Annotated in this window: 13 protein-coding genes; 2 read left to right on the top strand and 11 right to left on the bottom strand. The window is 47.2% G+C overall.

Annotation, left to right across the window (positions count from 1 at the left end; genetic code table 11):
- Positions 1 to 2 precede the first annotated feature (2 nt).
- Positions 3 to 1,757 carry an aspartate--tRNA ligase gene (aspS, locus tag DB398_RS08170; protein ID WP_108423908.1) on the bottom strand — a complete coding sequence of 585 codons (1,755 nt, stop codon included), beginning with the start codon at positions 1,755 to 1,757 and terminating at the stop codon, positions 3 to 5.
- A gap of 372 nt (positions 1,758 to 2,129) precedes the next feature.
- Between aspS and DB398_RS08175 the strand changes: the two genes are divergently transcribed.
- Positions 2,130 to 2,480 carry a toxin-antitoxin system YwqK family antitoxin gene (locus DB398_RS08175; protein ID WP_108423909.1) on the top strand — a complete coding sequence of 117 codons (351 nt, stop codon included), beginning with the start codon at positions 2,130 to 2,132 and terminating at the stop codon, positions 2,478 to 2,480.
- A gap of 71 nt (positions 2,481 to 2,551) precedes the next feature.
- On the opposite strand, the gene DB398_RS08180 is transcribed toward DB398_RS08175, so the two are convergent.
- The 7 genes from DB398_RS08180 to DB398_RS08205 all read right to left on the bottom strand — a co-directional run bounded on the left by DB398_RS08180 (position 2,552) and on the right by DB398_RS08205 (position 10,401).
- On the bottom strand, positions 2,552 to 6,064 hold the full coding sequence (locus DB398_RS08180) for an efflux RND transporter permease subunit (protein WP_108423910.1): 3,513 nt from the start codon (positions 6,062 to 6,064) through the stop codon (positions 2,552 to 2,554).
- A 22-nt stretch (positions 6,065 to 6,086) separates the two neighbouring features.
- Positions 6,087 to 7,256: an efflux RND transporter periplasmic adaptor subunit gene (locus DB398_RS08185; protein WP_108423911.1), complete on the bottom strand. Its 1,170-nt coding sequence runs from the start codon at positions 7,254 to 7,256 to the stop codon at positions 6,087 to 6,089.
- 25 nt (positions 7,257 to 7,281) lie between these two features.
- Positions 7,282 to 8,613: a TolC family protein gene (locus tag DB398_RS08190; RefSeq protein WP_108423912.1), complete on the bottom strand. Its 1,332-nt coding sequence runs from the start codon at positions 8,611 to 8,613 to the stop codon at positions 7,282 to 7,284.
- The gene (locus DB398_RS08195) at positions 8,614 to 9,219 is read right to left on the bottom strand and encodes a TetR/AcrR family transcriptional regulator (protein ID WP_108423913.1); all 606 of its coding nucleotides are present in this window, start codon (positions 9,217 to 9,219) and stop codon (positions 8,614 to 8,616) included. It abuts the gene before it with no gap.
- A gap of 91 nt (positions 9,220 to 9,310) precedes the next feature.
- Positions 9,311 to 9,454, bottom strand: coding sequence for a hypothetical protein (locus DB398_RS18310; RefSeq protein ID WP_159076351.1), 144 nt, complete (start codon positions 9,452 to 9,454; stop codon positions 9,311 to 9,313).
- Positions 9,441 to 9,863 (bottom strand): hypothetical protein, encoded by a 423-nt coding sequence (locus DB398_RS08200; protein ID WP_108423914.1) that lies wholly within the window; start codon positions 9,861 to 9,863, stop codon positions 9,441 to 9,443. Before DB398_RS08200 ends, DB398_RS18310 begins: the two co-directional genes overlap by 14 nt.
- Positions 9,853 to 10,401, bottom strand: a complete 549-nt coding sequence (locus DB398_RS08205; RefSeq protein WP_108423915.1) for an RNA polymerase sigma factor — start codon at positions 10,399 to 10,401, stop codon at positions 9,853 to 9,855. Before DB398_RS08205 ends, DB398_RS08200 begins: the two co-directional genes overlap by 11 nt.
- A 289-nt stretch (positions 10,402 to 10,690) precedes the next feature.
- On the opposite strand from DB398_RS08205, the gene DB398_RS08215 reads away from it, so the two are divergent.
- Complete coding sequence (locus tag DB398_RS08215) at positions 10,691 to 11,674, top strand: polyprenyl synthetase family protein (RefSeq protein WP_108423917.1); 984 nt, start codon at positions 10,691 to 10,693, stop codon at positions 11,672 to 11,674.
- Here the strand turns inward: DB398_RS08215 and DB398_RS08220 are convergent.
- The 3 genes from DB398_RS08220 to DB398_RS08230 are packed head-to-tail and all read right to left on the bottom strand — an operon-like array spanning position 11,671 to position 15,679.
- On the bottom strand, positions 11,671 to 12,813 hold the full coding sequence (locus DB398_RS08220) for a lycopene cyclase family protein (RefSeq protein ID WP_108423918.1): 1,143 nt from the start codon (positions 12,811 to 12,813) through the stop codon (positions 11,671 to 11,673). The two genes, DB398_RS08215 and DB398_RS08220, sit on opposite strands and share 4 nt — an antisense overlap.
- Positions 12,814 to 12,865: 52 nt before the next feature.
- Positions 12,866 to 13,348 carry a hypothetical protein gene (locus tag DB398_RS08225; RefSeq protein WP_159076352.1) on the bottom strand — a complete coding sequence of 161 codons (483 nt, stop codon included), beginning with the start codon at positions 13,346 to 13,348 and terminating at the stop codon, positions 12,866 to 12,868.
- Between the two features lie 54 nt (positions 13,349 to 13,402).
- The gene (locus tag DB398_RS08230; protein WP_417935547.1) at positions 13,403 to 15,679 is read right to left on the bottom strand and encodes a TonB-dependent receptor; all 2,277 of its coding nucleotides are present in this window, start codon (positions 15,677 to 15,679) and stop codon (positions 13,403 to 13,405) included.
- Positions 15,680 to 15,704 lie beyond the last annotated feature (25 nt).

Genomic DNA, 15,704 nt, shown 5'->3' on the forward strand with positions numbered 1-15,704 from the left:
ATTTACTTATTATTGGCCAAACAAATGCTCAATTCATCCAATTGGGCCTTGTCTATGGTTGCAGGGGCATCTATCATCACATCCCTTCCGCTGTTGTTCTTGGGGAATGCGATAAAATCCCTGATGGTCTCCTGTCCACCCAAAATGGAAACCAAACGGTCCAGACCGAAGGCAATTCCACCGTGGGGCGGGGCACCATACTGGAAGGCATCCATCAAAAAGCCGAACTGGGCTTTTGCCTCTTCGGGGGTAAAGCCCAAATGTTTGAACATGGTGGCTTGGGTTTCCTTGTCATGGATACGGATGGATCCCCCACCAATTTCATTCCCGTTCAGCACCAGGTCATAGGCATTGGCCTTGACCGCGCCGGGATTGGTTTCCAAAAGCTCCAATTGACCGGGTTTGGGCGAGGTAAAGGGATGGTGCATGGCATGATAGGTGCCTGTTTCCTCATCCAGTTCCAACAGTGGGAAGTCCACTACCCAAAGTGGGGCAAATTCATTCGGTTTTCGGAGTCCGAGCCTAGTGGCCAGTTCCATGCGGAGCGCACTGAGTTGTGCACGGGTAACGTTGGCATCGCCCGACAGCACAAAGATGAGGTCGCCCGGTTTGGCCCCGGTGACTTCGGCCCATTTGGCCAAATCTTGTTCGTCGTAGAATTTGTCCACTGAGGATTTGTAGGAGCCATCTTCGTTACATTTTACATAGACCATGCCCTTGGCGCCGACCTGTGGGCGTTTTACCCAATCGATCAAAGCGTCAATTTCCTTTCGGGTATATTCCGATGCACCGGGAACTGCAATGCCCACTACCAATTCGGCAGTGTTGAACACATTGAAATCCTTGTGCTGAGCCACGGCGTTCAGTTCACCGAACTGCATCCCGAAACGGATGTCCGGCTTGTCGTTGCCATAAAGGCGCATGGCATCGTCATAGGTCATTCTTGGAAATTCCTGAATATCTACACCTTTGATTTCCTTCAAAAGGTGTTTGGTGAGTCCCTCGAAGGTGTTGAGGATGTCCTCCTGTTCCACAAAGGCCATTTCACAATCGATTTGGGTGAATTCCGGCTGCCTGTCCGCACGGAGGTCTTCGTCCCTGAAGCATTTTACGATCTGGAAATATTTGTCCATGCCGCCCACCATCAACAACTGTTTGAAGGTCTGGGGGGATTGTGGAAGGGCATAGAATTGTCCTTCGTTCATTCGGCTTGGTACCAAAAAGTCACGGGCACCCTCTGGGGTGGATTTGATCAAATATGGGGTCTCCACATCGATAAAGCCTTGGTCCGAAAGGTATTTTCGGACTTCCATGCTCACCTTGTGCCTGAAAATGAGATTATTTTTTACCGGATTCCGGCGAATATCCAAATAACGGTACTTCATGCGAATGTCCTCACCACCATCGGTATCATCCTCAATGGTGAAGGGGGGCAGGAGGGAGGTGTTCAGGATGGTCAGTTCGGTCACCAATACCTCAATCTCGCCTGTGGGGATGTTGGGGTTTTTGGAGGCCCGTTCTATGACCTGTCCCTTGGCCTGGATAACGGTCTCCCGTCCCAGTTCCCTGGCCTGTTCCAAAAGTTCTTTTGAAGTGCGCTCCTCATCAAATACCAATTGCGTGATGCCGTAACGGTCGCGCAGATCCACCCAGGCCACAAAACCCTTGTCCCGTAGCTTGTGTACCCAACCACTTAAAATAACCTCTGAACCTATGTGTGACGCCCTTAGTTCGCCACAAGAATTGCTTCTATACATGATGTTTGTTAATGAGAGGGCAAATTTAATAGGAAACCACATATTTATAGCGAGATAAACCGATTTTCTGTCCATGACCCTTCATTTCTGGACCATACGGCATAATGGGTGCTTCAGGTGTTTTAGGTTGTTTTTTGATCTATTTCTTAACATTAAATTTACATTGGAACATCCTTTTTGGGGATAAAAACCCTTTTAATACGATAACCTGAATTATCTTTTATTATATAAATAACTGCAAATCAACTATATATAACTTTAAAGTTAACTTAATGTAAATTAATTGTTGTTTAAATGTTATTATGAAATCTATTTTAGATAACTTTGTGTAGTTACCCTTTGGTAATGAAGAATTTATAAAACCCATATACTATGAAGAAAGCTGTATTTTTTTTAGCGGTCATGTTTTCGGTCTGTATGTTTTCACAGGAGACAAAACCGACTTTGGAAAAAGTGGGGAAAATGGTGAAGGCCACATATTTTCACGAAAACGGGGAAGTTTCCCAGACAGGTTATATGCTGAAAGGAAAGTTACATGGGGATTGGCTTATGTTTGATACCAATGGCAAAAAGATGGCCGCTGGAAAGTATGACAATGGCAAGAAGACCGGAAAGTGGTTCTTTTGGAAAGAAGATGTTTTGCGCGAAGTTGATTTTTCCGATAACCGCATTGTCAACGTAAAGGATTGGAGCCAGTCCGAAGTTGTTTCCGTGAACAAATAACTTGGACTTAAGATGAACAAAAAAGCCCCGACGAAAGGTCGGGGCTTTTTTTATATGCCTACTTTGCTGCACTAAGCAGTGGCGGTATCCAATTTTTCATTCTTGCGTTCTTCCCTTCTTGTCTTGGCCCTTTGGATCCTTATTTTCAGTTTGTACACCAAACTGAACAGGATGGGCACCACGATCAACGTAAGGAACGTGGCCACGAACAGTCCGTAGATAACGGTCCATGCCAAGGGCCCCCAGAAGATCACGTTGTCCCCCCCAATGTAAATGTTCGGGTTAAAATCCGCCATCAGGGTAAAGAAGTTGATGTTGAAACCAGTGGCCAAGGGAATCAATCCCAAAATGGTGGTAATGGCTGTGAGCAGTACTGGTCGTAGCCTTGCCTTGCCTCCTTTTACCACGGCTTCCGTGAAGTCTTCAATGGGCAACAGTTCATCCTCGTCCATGTCCAACTTGTCCTTTTTCCTATCGATCAACAACTGGGTGTAATCCAACAAGACCACCCCATTGTTCACTACGATTCCCGCCAAGGAAATGATGCCCATCATCGTCATCATGATCACGAAGGCACTACCTGTGGCGACCAATCCACCAAAAACCCCGATCAAGCTCAAGAAAATGGCAAGCATGATGATGCCCGGTTTTGAAATGGAGTTGAATTGGAAGATCAATATGAAAAAGATAAGCCCCAGACCTGTGAAAAAGGCACCCATCAAAAAGGCCATTTGTTTGTTCTGCTCCTCGATCTGTCCTGTATAATCGATTTTGATGCCCGAAGGAAGCCCCTCAAAATCGTTCATTTCTTCTTGGATTTTCCCCACAATGGCTCCCGCATCGGTGTATCCGGGGGCCAGGGCCGAATAGACGGTAACCACCCGACGGGCGTCACGGTGCTTGATGGCACTGAACCCTGTACTGTTCACCTGATTGGCCACGGCCGAAATGGGCACTTCCTTGATCTGGCCAGAGGAGGCATCCCTAAAGGTGATCCTTTGGTTGAAAAGGGCACTGGTGTTGTACCGATCTTCCTCCTTAAAGCGAACGTAAATGTCATAATCCTCCCCGCCTTCTTTATAGATGCCTGCTTTTGCCCCAAAAATGGAATTCCGGAGCTGTTGGCCCACTTGTCCAGTGGCCACGCCCAGTTCGCCGGATTTCTTTCGGTCCACGGCAACGACCATGGAAGGCTTGGATTTGTTCACATCTATCTTGAGCTCATCCACTCCTGGAATGTTCCTGGAATTGATGAAGTTCCGCATGTTTTCGGCGGTAACGATCAGCTCGGTATAGTCATCCCCTTCAATCTCAATGTTGATAGGGTATCCGGCAGGAGGGCCAACGGCATCTTTTTCCACAGAAATGGCCACTCCGGGATAAATATCCTTCAGGTCTTCCTGCACTTTGCGCAAAAGTTCTTGACTGTCCGCACCTTCCCGGTATTTGAATTCACGCATGGTGGCGGTAATCTTTCCGCGGTGAGGCATTTCGGCAGCAGAGCCCCCATCTGTTTGTGGGTTTCCGGCACCTTCGCCCACTTGGGAGACCGCACTTTCGGTGAGGAAGTTATAGTCACCGTTCATATAGGCTTCCGAATTGATGATGGCGTACACCCGATCTTCTATATCCTTGGTGATGGCATTGGTCTTTTCAATGTCCGTTCCTTCCGGGTATTCAATATAGACAATGACCTGGTTCGGGGTATTGTCCGGGAAGAACTCGACTTTGGTTCTTTGGCTGCCTACGGATGCCCCAAATCCCATGAAGGCGATCACGAGCAATACCAAGGTGGTTATGGCGATGAAAATGGGTCTTCTTTTGGCCAGCGCCCATCGCAAAGTCCTTTCGTAAAAACGTTCCCATCTGGGCAGGATATTGAATTGGAAGCTGTTGGCCCACCCCCTCAAAAAGAGGCGATATACCCATAGCATGATGGCCGTCAGCACCATCACCGTGCCAAGTCCTCTATAGGTTCCACCAAAGAGGATGATAAGCAGACCGATGGCCGAAATGATGACCGTTGTGCGCACAATCTGTCTCAAGGGCATTTCCTTGTCCTCCGTGGTCATGTACCTGGATACCAGCACGGAGTTGAAGAATATGGCCACAAAGAGGGAGGAGCCCAGTACCACGGACAGGGTAATCGGGAAGTACATCATGAACTGCCCCATAATACCTGGCCATAACCCTAGTGGCACGAATGCAGCTACGGTGGTCAATGTGGAAATGATGATGGGGAAGGCAATCTCCCCGATTCCTTTTTTGGCGGCCTCGGTCCTGGACATCCCTTCCTCATCCATGAGTCGGTACACATTTTCCACGACCACGATACCGTTGTCCACCAGCATTCCCAATCCCATGATGAGCCCGAAAAGGATCATGGTGTTCATGGTATAGCCCAATGCATTCAAGATCATCAGGGACATGAACATGGACATAGGGATGGCAAACCCAACAAAAAGGGCGTTCTTGAACCCTAGGAAGAACATCAGTACGGTGACCACGAGGATGATACCAAAGATGATGTTGTTCACCAAATCGTCCACTTGCCCGATGGTCATGGAAGATTGGTCATTGGCAATGGTCACTGTCAAATCTTGTGGGAACACATTTTTTACGGCATCGTCAACGATTACCTGGATCTGTTCCGCTGCTGCCACCATGTTCTTGCCCGAGCGTTTTTTGACGTCCAACATCACTACGGGGTGACCGAACTCACGTGCATAGGTGGTCCTGTCCTCTTCCTTGAAAGTGATCTTGGCAATGTCCCTCAAGTAAGTGGGGTTGCCGTTTTCTGACTTTACCACGAAATTCTCCAAGTCTTTGGGTTCATCGATTTCCCCCACGATCCGGATGGTCCTTCGCTGTCCGCTGGTAATGAGGTTACCTGCGGAAGTGGTCATGTTCTCATTGTTGATGGTGTTGATGATGTCGCTGAAACTGATCTTGGCGGCCATCATTTTGTAGATGTCCACGGCCACTTCCACTTCCTTTTCCTGTGCACCACGGATGTCCACCTGTTTGATTTCCATCAGGCTTTCGATCTCATCTTCCAGATATTCCCCATATTCCTTGAGTTTGTCCACGGGATAATCCCCAGAAATGTTGATGTTGAGAATGGGCATTTCCTCGGAAAGGCTCAGGTCGAACACATTGGGTTCCACCTTGGCTCCGTTGAAGGTGGGCCAATCCTCGCCTGCGGTCTCGGAATCCACCTCGTCCTTTACCTTTTGCAAGGCTCCCTCCACGGAAATGTTCTCGTCAAACTCCACAATGATCATGGAGTAGTCTTCCTGGGAGGTAGAGGTGATCTCCACCACATTGCTCACGGTCTTCAATTGGTCTTCGAGGGGGTCCGTGATGAGTTTTTCTATATCCTCGGCCGTATTGCCCGGATAGAGCGAGCTGATGTATATCTTGGTCTCCTTGACCTCGGGAAAGCTTTCCCTGGGCATACTGAAGTAGGCCATGCCGCCAAGGATAAGGATGACGAACATCAGCACATACATCGTCGTCTTATTGTCGATGGCCCAAGAGGAAAAGCCAAATTCCTTATCTACTTGTTTTTTTTGTTTGCTCATAATGATGGATTGCTTTGGCTATCTAATTTTTTATCTTGACTTTCTGTCCTTCCTTCACGCTTCTGGCCCCTTCGTCAATAATGGCATCGCCGTCATTGATTCCGGAAAGCACCTCAACAAAATCACCTTGGGTCTTCCCTGTTTTGATGACCACTTTTTTGGCCACGGGCTCGGAGGAAATGGAGTCGGCATCCACCAAGAACACATATTGCTCTCCTTCGGCATTTTCAGATAGGATGCTCTGGGGGATAAGGATGGCATTCTCACTGGTGTAGTCATTGATCATTACCCTTGCCGTTAGATTAGGCTTGATTTTGCCGCCTAGGCTGGGTACAGGGATTTCGGCCGTGTACGAACGGTTGCTCGGGTTGATGAAGTTCCCGGTCTGCCTGATCTTGGTGGTGACACTGTCGCCCAATACGGGGAAATACACCTTGACGTCCTTTCCTGGGGTAACGTTGGGCAAATGGCTTTCGGGAACCTCCACGTTGATGTACATGTTGGTAAGGTTCACGATGCGGAACACTTCGGATCCTGCACCTGGGGCCACCACATTGCCCTGATCTTTGATCACGTCATCAATGATGCCATCAAAAGGGGCCCTGATGGACGATTTGCCCACTTGGCTCTCCATTTGTTTCACAGCGCTTTCCTGGGCCTCATAGTTGGTCTTGGCCTGAAGGTACTGGATCTCGGAACCGATATTCTGCTCCCAAAGCCTTTTTTGGCGTTCAAAAGTGGTTCGGCTCAATTCAGCCTGGGTCTTCAATTGGGCCAATTGGCTGGAAAGTCCCCCATCGTCAATGGTGGCCAATAGTTGCCCTTTGGACACCTTCTGTCCTTCCTTCACATACACCCGTTGCAGTGTGCCTGCCATTTCTGGGTAGATGAGCACGTTCTGTTTGGTGGTGACATCGCCCTGTAGCTCCAAATAGTGGTCAAATTGCCGTGGCTTGGCCTCAAAAGCCGTGACCAAGGGCAGCTTTGCGCTGTCGTCCAGAAGGGCTATGGCGGAGTCAAGTGACTTCAACTGTGTTTCGAGTGCTTTGTGCTGTTGGGAAATTTCAGCATGTTTGGCACGGATGGCAGCCATGTCCTTACTGGCAAGGACATTTTCGAATGACTTGTTGCCTCCGCCCCCACAGGAGGCAAGAACCGCAGCTGTAAATGTTATATATATTGCTTTTTTCATGATGGAATGGTTTTCTCTTTTGTGTTTATTGATTCAATATGTTTTCCAGTTCGATTTTCTTGTTGATGACATCTACCATGGATTGCAGGTATTCCTGCTGGGTGGAGTACAATTGGGTCTGGGCCTGTCTCAGGTCGAAACTGGTGGCCAATCCTTCCTCATACTTGATTTGGTTCTTCCTTTCGATACGTTCGGCGAGATCCAGATTTTCCTTTGAGGTGCCATATTGCTCTATGGAAAGGATGTAATCGCTCTTGGCACTCTCCAACTGAAGGCGGATCTGTGCCTGGGCCTCGGTGAACTGGGTCTTTGCCTTTTCCAGGGCTATCTTGGCCCGCTGGGTGGTGGCACTTCTTCCCAAAGAACTGAAGATGGGAATGTTCAGGTCCACGCCCAAAATGGACGACCCGAACCATTGTTGTCCACTGCTCAAAAAGTTGAAATCGTTGCTGAAGGAATTTCCCCCGTAGTTCACAAAAGCATTGAGGGTGGGCAATGCGTAGCTTTTTGCCAACTTCAGTTCCAATGCCCGCTGCTCGTTCAGGTTCAATGCCAATTTGTAATCGATGTTGTTCGCTATATTGAATTCGCTATCCAATAACCCTAGGTCTATCTGCTTTTGGGTAAGGTCGTCCAAATTTTCGGTCAGGACCGTTGGCGCGTCGATGGGGATTCCCAACATCAGGTTCAACATCTGCAAGGTGATTTTTTCCAACCGTCTGGCATTCTTCAACTGGTTGTCAACAGAGGAGAGCGTTATCTGCAATTGGTCCACACTCTCTTCGTCCCCAAGACCATTTTCGAAGATGCGCTTGGTCTCATAGAGGTTTTTTTCCAAAGTGGCCTTGTTCCTTTCGGAGATCAGGACGCTTTCTTGGGCCAACAGCACATTGCCATAGGCCTCCACTACGGATTTCCGCACTTCCAGTTCCGTTTTTTCCTTGTTGTTCTGGCTGTAGTCCAAAAAAGTCTTGGTGGCCTGTACGCCCACAATGTAGGATCCGTCAAAGATCTTTTGGCGTAATGTGGCCGTGGCGGACATGGATTGTGCCTGTCCGAATACCACTTCCTGGTAGGTTCCCGGTTCGCCGCCAAAGAATTCCGCAGGAATCTGGGAAACGGGCTGCTTCAACTGGTTCTGATAGCTCACCGCTCCCGATATCTGGGGTAGTCCCGTCGCAATGGTCTCCCATTTTTGCTTTTGGGCGTCCTCAATGTCCCGAGAGGCATTGATGGCACTGTAGTTGTGCTCCAAGGCATAGGCAATGGCCTCATCCATGTTGAAACTGTGGATGGTATCTTGGGCCGATGCAAGCCAGGGCAATAGTAATAAAAGGGTGATTAGGGTTGTTCGCATTTATTCTTGATTTGAATTGATGATTGAGTTCAGAATTTTTCTTCCTTTCGGGGTCACGATGCCACGGAGATGGTACTCCAGATAATAGTCCAAAATCTGCGCCTTGCTGAAAATTTCTGTGGGAAACAGCCGGTTGTCCTTGATGCTGGTCACCCCCGAAAAATAGATCCGGGACACAAACTCCACGTTGAGGTTGTCCCGATAGATCCCCATTTCCATGCCCCGTCTTACATTTTCGGCAACACAGCCATGCATGGAATCGTATTGCTTTTGTTTCAAGGCTTCGTGGATCTTGGGATAATATTTCTGCAATTGGTACACTGGGGACGATTTTTCATCCTTTAGGTGCACCATGACAAATTTTTTGATCTCATAAAGTTCCTCAATAGGGTCTTTTTGGTGCGAAACGATGTGGTCTATCCCACTGGTGATGATATCGCACATGGTCATGGTTGCCTCTTCCACCAGTTCGGTCTTGTTCCTGAAATGGGAGTAGATGGTCTTCTTTGAAATGCCCATATCATTGGCAAGATCGTCCATGGTCACGCTCTTAAAACCTAGGTTGATGAACAGCTCCGTTGCTTTGTGTATGATTTTTTCCCGCATAATGAGGGGCAAAAGTAGTCTAGGAAACTTTAAAAACAAAAAAAGTTTCCTAGGTTTTACAATTTTTTAACCGGGGCTTTGTTCTTGGCTATCAATTGGAAACCTTCAGGACAGACTGTTCAGACAGTTCGTCCGGGTCGGGCGTGTCGGAGCTTTTCGGCCCTAAGTTCCAGAAAAAGGGCCTGTACCTTAGAAAGTACTTTTGTTTGATGTTGTTCTTTTTACTCGGTATCATGATTTTCGTTTTTGATTCTTTCTACATAAGCCTTATAGGCTTCTTCGCCCTCTTCTTTCCAGAATTGGTCGTAATGTTTCCATTCGTCAAAGTCCCTTCGAAGTGAAACACATCTGTTTGACGATTTTATTTTCGATTTGTGACGCGGACCGCCCCCTTTTTTTCCTCCACCGCCAAATCCAAAAAGGAGTTTGGCCAGGACGAAGATGCCCAAGGATTGCCAGTAGGTGATGGTGGACAGTCCAAAAAGGTCGGGCATGAGCCAGTTCCACAATCGCATCAGAAGGTAGTTTGCCAAGAGGAACATTGCCACTCCGAAGAGCACCATGGCCATTACCTTTACGATTTTCTTCACCTTGTGTTCCACCTTTTTTTCGACACTTCTTCCGAAGTCATTTTTACGTTCCATAATTTGATTCTTTTATGTTTTCCAAGCTTTTTGATAATTCCGACATGGCCCGGTGCCTTCGGGACATCAATGTCCCTGAGGGTATGCCGGTGCGTTCGGCCAATTCTTTATAGGTAAATCCTTCAAAATCAATGGCAATGACAATATCCCTGTACACCGGCTTCAAGTCCGTTATGGCCTTTTTAAGGGCCGCTTCCATTTCAGGGGAATAGCTATTGTCCGCATCGCCATAGAACAGTTCTGCAAATTCCTGCCACTGTTGGTCTATGTCCTCACTGGGGAGCTTTCTTTCCTTTTTGCCCCTCATGATGTCTATGATCCTGTTGCGTATGGCGTTGTACACAAACCCACCGATGTTGTTGATGGGGATGGCATCGTCCGCACGCGAGAAAATCCGAAGGGCAACGTCCTGTACAATATCCTCCGCATCCCTTTCCGAGGTGTCCCGGATCTTGGATTGCACATACGACCTCAACGAACTGTATTCCTCGTTGAAAAAGGTACTAAGGTTATTATGGTTTTCTGTCTGGCCAGCCACTCAAGTATGATTCATTGCTCTCTTCAATGATAGAGACGAAGGATTTCAAATCTATTGCAATTTTTAAGCAATTTTTTTCCATTGATGTGTTTTTTTGCTTTTGGTTGCCCTGCTTGGGGTTGAAAATCAGATAAATGACAAATTTCAAGTTCAAGGATTAAGTTCAAACTCAAATCCATCAACCCAATATTCGATCAATCCTATCATTCCATATTCCATAAATGCCCAAACAACAAGAACTCGGCGTGATCCATTTTCTTTTCGAATTTTTGAATGTATTTTTGGCCCTATGTCTGAAACTCAATTCATCGATACCTACAGGGATGGTTTTGTTGCCCATTTGGAGGCCCGCACCCCTAAGACGGAACCCCAAAACCTGTATGCTCCCATACAGTATATCCTAGGGCTGGGCGGAAAGCGGTTGCGCCCCATCCTCACTTTGATGACCACGGAACTTTTTGGGGGAAAAGTAGCGGAGGCCATGGATGCCGCTTTGGCCGTGGAAATGTTCCATAATTTTTCACTGGTGCACGATGATATCATGGACGATGCTCCGCTCCGCAGGGGTAATATCACCGTCCATGAAAAATGGGACCTGAACACGGGAATCCTTTCCGGGGATGCCATGTTGATTCTTTCCTATCAGTTTTTTGAGAGCTACCCGCCCGAAACGTACAAGGAACTGACCTCGCTTTTCAGCAAAACGGCCATTGAGGTCTGCGAAGGACAGCAATATGATGTGGATTTTGAGACCCGGGACGATGTCACCATTCCCGAATACTTGAAAATGATCGAGTACAAGACTTCCGTTTTGGTAGCCGCCGCCATGAAAATGGGAGCCCTAGTGGCCAAAGCTCCCCAAAAGGATGCAGACGCCATTTACGAATTCGGGAGAAACCTGGGCATAGCCTTTCAGCTGCAGGACGATTACTTGGATGCTTTTGGAGACCCGGAGACCTTTGGCAAGCAGGTCGGCGGTGACATTTTGGAGAACAAGAAGACCTTTTTGTACCTAAAAGCATTGGAAAAGGCGAACAAACAGGACAAAGAAAGCCTTTTGCACCTCTATTCCATTAAGCCCGAAGATTCCACGGCCAAAGTGGAAGCGGTAAAGTCTATTTTTATGGAAAGCGATGCCGTTGGGGAGACCAAGGCTGCCATCAGTGAGTTTACCCAAAAAGCTTTTGGGGAGTTGGAAAAAATCGATTTGCCAAAGGAAAGCAAAGCTTTGCTCAAAAAGTTTGGTGAGGGCCTGATGCAGCGTACCGTTTAAAACATCCTTTTGAACAGGGCCTTAATGAACGGAAGTGGTTTTGGGGCCGTGACAATTTTCAATTCTTCCCACAGATTGGTCTCGTTTTCGAGGAATTTTAGGATGAGTGATGCCTTTCTTTTATTGAACATCGACTCGAATATGTCGTGACCCAAGTGGTTGTTCTCGTGCAAAATGTCGAGCAGGAGCATATCATAGAACATAAACCTGCTTTTTTGATGGAACTCGGACAACCGTTTTCCCTTTTTTAGGTATTCCACCAATTTTGGGACTTGCCGACTGGTATTGTAAAAGGTATATCCCGTGCTCGGTTTGGCCCATCCGCCCGCAATACCGATATGGAAAACACGGTCCGTATTGTGTTGGTGAAAAGGATAGCAGGTCATGGGAATGCTGCCGAATTCAGTTTCTTCGATGGTGTATTTGATGTCGCCAAAATTTGTTGTGATATAGGTTTTAATGGCTTCTTCGTATTCACTTTTTTCCAATAGGTGCTCTGAAAACAAGGTGTATTCCACCAAGGCCTCATTTTCCGAAAAGGGGAGTACGTACATGAACCGCGTGTTGCCTTTTTGAGGCACGGAAAAGTCCATAAAGGTCACCTCATCCACGTTAAATACCAACTGGTCGGTTTTTATTTTCCATCCTAGGAAATGTTGCTGTAAAACGGGAAACTCCTTTTGTTTTAAAGGGGTGGAAGGGTCATAGCCACTGGAAAATACCGTTCGTCCTGAGTGTTTTTGGTTGGCTGTGGATACCAACACCTCATTTTCCCCCTCTTGAATGTCGAGCACTTCTTCTTGTGCCCAAGTGATGTTCGGATGGACTTTTACCTTTGGTAAAAAGTGATTGTAGAAATCGATCCCGCGAAGCATTTTGTAGGTGTAAGGCAGAATGGAAGTTGATTTTTGAGACTGTTGCCCCCCCACATAAATATTGTCCCAGTTTTTGTGGACCAAATCATCAAACGGGCCTTTGCCCCGTTCCCAAAAACACCAGGTACGATCGTTTTTGGTTTTGTTGTCCTTGTCCAGCACCAAAATGGATTTGGAGGCAAAGAACTCGTCCCCGCCCAAAGCATCGGCCAACAATAGACCTGCAGCTCCAGCTCCTATAATGATGTAATCGTAATGGGACATAGGTTCAAAGATAGGATAACGGAAGTAAAGAAGGCCAACGCTGGATGGGCTGCTATAGCCATTTTTGTTCTCGTTCGGTGGCATCAAGAATATCAATCCCTAATGCCAATTTAAAATGCTGGGCCACTTTAAAAGCATCTTCTTTATCAAAGGTTCTATAAAAGGTCAGATGTTTGTTTTTATTGTAGAATAAATTGATGAGAAATACTACATCCGTAAAAGAAGTTGACGCTCCCAACGAATTTACACGTTGCTTTTGTTTTCCTTTAAAAACCGAAATGTATTCAAATTCGGGGTTTGGCTTCCATTTTCCAAAGTGAATTGCAAAAATGGACCAAATGTTTCGATATGTATTATTGTCCAGATTTATCTGTGTTCCTTCGGAAGAAATCAAGTAAACGGAAAAGGAAATCATGAAAAAACCAAAAAGGAGACTTTGATAAACTATCACATAAAAGGCGAATATAAATATGGTGGTGCCAAAGGCTTTTTTCAAGATTGAAACTGGTTTTAAGTAAGTTACAATATGTTGCATTTGTTTGACTGGTTTTCTTTTTGACTTTCCAATATAACCAATCTTTCAACACCTCTAAAAAACCGTATACCTTACCCCGAAGAACCCACGGATGCCCTGATTGGGCCCGTACACATAAGCGGGATCAAAGGTAAGCGCATAAGGGTTGTTCGATGTGGACACGGCATTGCCATTGCTGTCAAAGGTGACTTCTTTGTCGAACGGATCATTGGCCCGAGCAATGATGAAGGGATTGCCACGGTTCGGGGTCCAGTCCAATAGGTTTTTGACGCCCCCATATACCTCAAAATTGTGCAGTCCCTTATACGTAAACTGAATGTTCTGGATGCTCCAAGTGGGGGAGTATTCCCGTCTTGGATCAAGCTCACCCAAAAGGGGCAACCGCATGGGTCCATAGAGATTCCCTGTGTAATCGGCCGTAAGTTTGAGGGAGTGAAAGGTATAGGAAAGGTTCCAAGTTGCGGTGATGCTCTCGGTCAAAATCTGCTGCTGGGTCACCCCATTTTCTGTATTGCTCACATCCTGCCACGTAGCCCCCACCATAATCTTCAAACTGCTGGGAAAGGCAATGTCCAAATTCGCACTGACACCTTGGGATACCGATTTGCCATCCAGATTGTCATAAATGATCTGGTTGGGATCGGTCTCATAATCGGGGAGGATCACGTTGGAGAACCGGGTGTAGAATGCTGAGGCATCTATCCCGATAAAAGTGCCATTGTCGCTGTAAATCTTCTTCAAATAATTGAGGTTGACATTCACGGAGCGTTCCGGTTTCAGCTCTTCGGCAATTACGACCTCTCGCGCACCCGTGAGGGCAGCATGTTCTTCGGTAAAAAGATTGACCACCCGAAAACCGGTCCCGGCATTCACTCGAAAGATATCATGGTCCGAAATCTTCCATTTGTAGGCTGCACGTGGCGTTAAAATGTTGCCATGTCTTTGGTCATGATCATACCGCAAGCCACCCAAAAATGAATGTTTGGGGGCAAACGAGTATTCATCTTGGGCAAAGACACTCGGAATCCAAATTTGGTCCGCTTCGCCGGTCGCCGGGGTGTTGTCATCGTAATAATTGTACCGGACCGCACTTCCGAACAATAGGTCGTGATGCCCCAAGGTTTTGTCCCACGTGAGCTGAGCAAAGCCGATGCGCTGGTCCGCTAAATATTCCGTGTCTCCATACACTGAATTTTGGCTATGGTCATTATACGAAACGGAAAGCAGCAATTTTTCTTCAAGCGGCAATTGGTATTTTCCCAACACCTCCCAACGCCGGGTATAGATGCTTTCCCCATAGATTTCATCCCCACCGCGGAACTCAGGGGTCCATTGCATTTCACCGCCCCATCGGTCTTCATAGAAAAAGCGTCCAGCCAAAGAGAGCAAACGGCTGTTTTTCCGTTCAACATCCCACTTTTGGAAAATCGAGATACGGTCTTGGAGGGTCAGGTCGGTAAAATTGTCGCCGTTATTGTCCACTGGGTTCTCGTAATTGAAATAGTTGACCCCGAGCAGCAGGTCCGTTTTTTGTCCGATGGAAATTTTACTGCCCACATCCAGATTGTACTCGCCCCAACCTGTGGCAAAGCCATCCGCAAAAAATTCAGGGGCGCTGAGGGCATTTTTGGTGATGATGTTGATGAGCCCACCCACCGCTTCGCTGCCGTAAAGTGAAGAGGCAGGACCCTTCACGATCTCGATCTGTTCGATGAGGGAGTTCGGAATGCCCGTGAGGCCGTACACCGTGCCCAGACCGCTTACAATGGGCATCCCGTCGATGAGGACGAGAGTATAAGGGCCTTCCAGTCCGTTGATGTGGATGTCCCCCGTGTTGCACACATTGCAATTGATCTGTGGCCGCACCCCGTTCACGTTCTGGAGCGCATCAAAAACACTGGCGGTGGGGTTTTTTTTGAGAAAGGTAGGCGAATAGACCTCGACAGGGACCGGACTTTCCAAACGGCTGACCGGTTTTAAGGTGCCCGTCACCACGGTTTCGTCCAGACTTTCTGCGGAGGCTTCAAGCGATATATTGATGGTTTTGGACTCGCCCGGACCCAATATGATTTTGGTTTGATAGGGCAGGAACCCCAAGGAGGATATCAGCAACACATGATTGCCCGGAGGAATGTTCTTCAGCTCAAAGAGGCCATCCATATCCGTGGCGGCGCCCATTTCGGTTCCTTTCAATAAAACACTGGCCAAAGGTAAGGGCTCACCATTGTCGGTGACCTTCCCCTTCAAGCTGGTTGTCTGGGATAAGCAACAATGGCTTACCAAGACAATCCACAACAGGACGATATATTTGCAAATTGAATTCAGTTGTATAAAAATTAAAATTTAGACAAATCTA

It is taken from the genome of Flagellimonas amoyensis, assembly GCF_003058265.1.
Taxonomy (GTDB): Bacteria; Bacteroidota; Bacteroidia; order Flavobacteriales; family Flavobacteriaceae; genus Flagellimonas; species Flagellimonas amoyensis.

Bases quoted from the DNA above. Each gene is read 5' to 3' on its own strand.
- aspS (WP_108423908.1), bottom strand. From the start codon at position 1,757: ATGTATAGAAGCAATTCTTGTGGCGAACTAAGGGCGTCACACATAGGT.
- DB398_RS08175 (WP_108423909.1), top strand. From the start codon at position 2,130: ATGAAGAAAGCTGTATTTTTTTTAGCGGTCATGTTTTCGGTCTGTATG.
- DB398_RS08180 (WP_108423910.1), bottom strand. From the start codon at position 6,064: ATGAGCAAACAAAAAAAACAAGTAGATAAGGAATTTGGCTTTTCCTCT.
- DB398_RS08185 (WP_108423911.1), bottom strand. From the start codon at position 7,256: ATGAAAAAAGCAATATATATAACATTTACAGCTGCGGTTCTTGCCTCC.
- DB398_RS08190 (WP_108423912.1), bottom strand. From the start codon at position 8,613: ATGCGAACAACCCTAATCACCCTTTTATTACTATTGCCCTGGCTTGCA.
- DB398_RS08195 (WP_108423913.1), bottom strand. From the start codon at position 9,219: ATGCGGGAAAAAATCATACACAAAGCAACGGAGCTGTTCATCAACCTA.
- DB398_RS18310 (WP_159076351.1), bottom strand. From the start codon at position 9,454: ATGATACCGAGTAAAAAGAACAACATCAAACAAAAGTACTTTCTAAGG.
- DB398_RS08200 (WP_108423914.1), bottom strand. From the start codon at position 9,863: ATGGAACGTAAAAATGACTTCGGAAGAAGTGTCGAAAAAAAGGTGGAA.
- DB398_RS08215 (WP_108423917.1), top strand. From the start codon at position 10,691: ATGTCTGAAACTCAATTCATCGATACCTACAGGGATGGTTTTGTTGCC.
- DB398_RS08220 (WP_108423918.1), bottom strand. From the start codon at position 12,813: ATGTCCCATTACGATTACATCATTATAGGAGCTGGAGCTGCAGGTCTA.
- DB398_RS08225 (WP_159076352.1), bottom strand. From the start codon at position 13,348: ATGCAACATATTGTAACTTACTTAAAACCAGTTTCAATCTTGAAAAAA.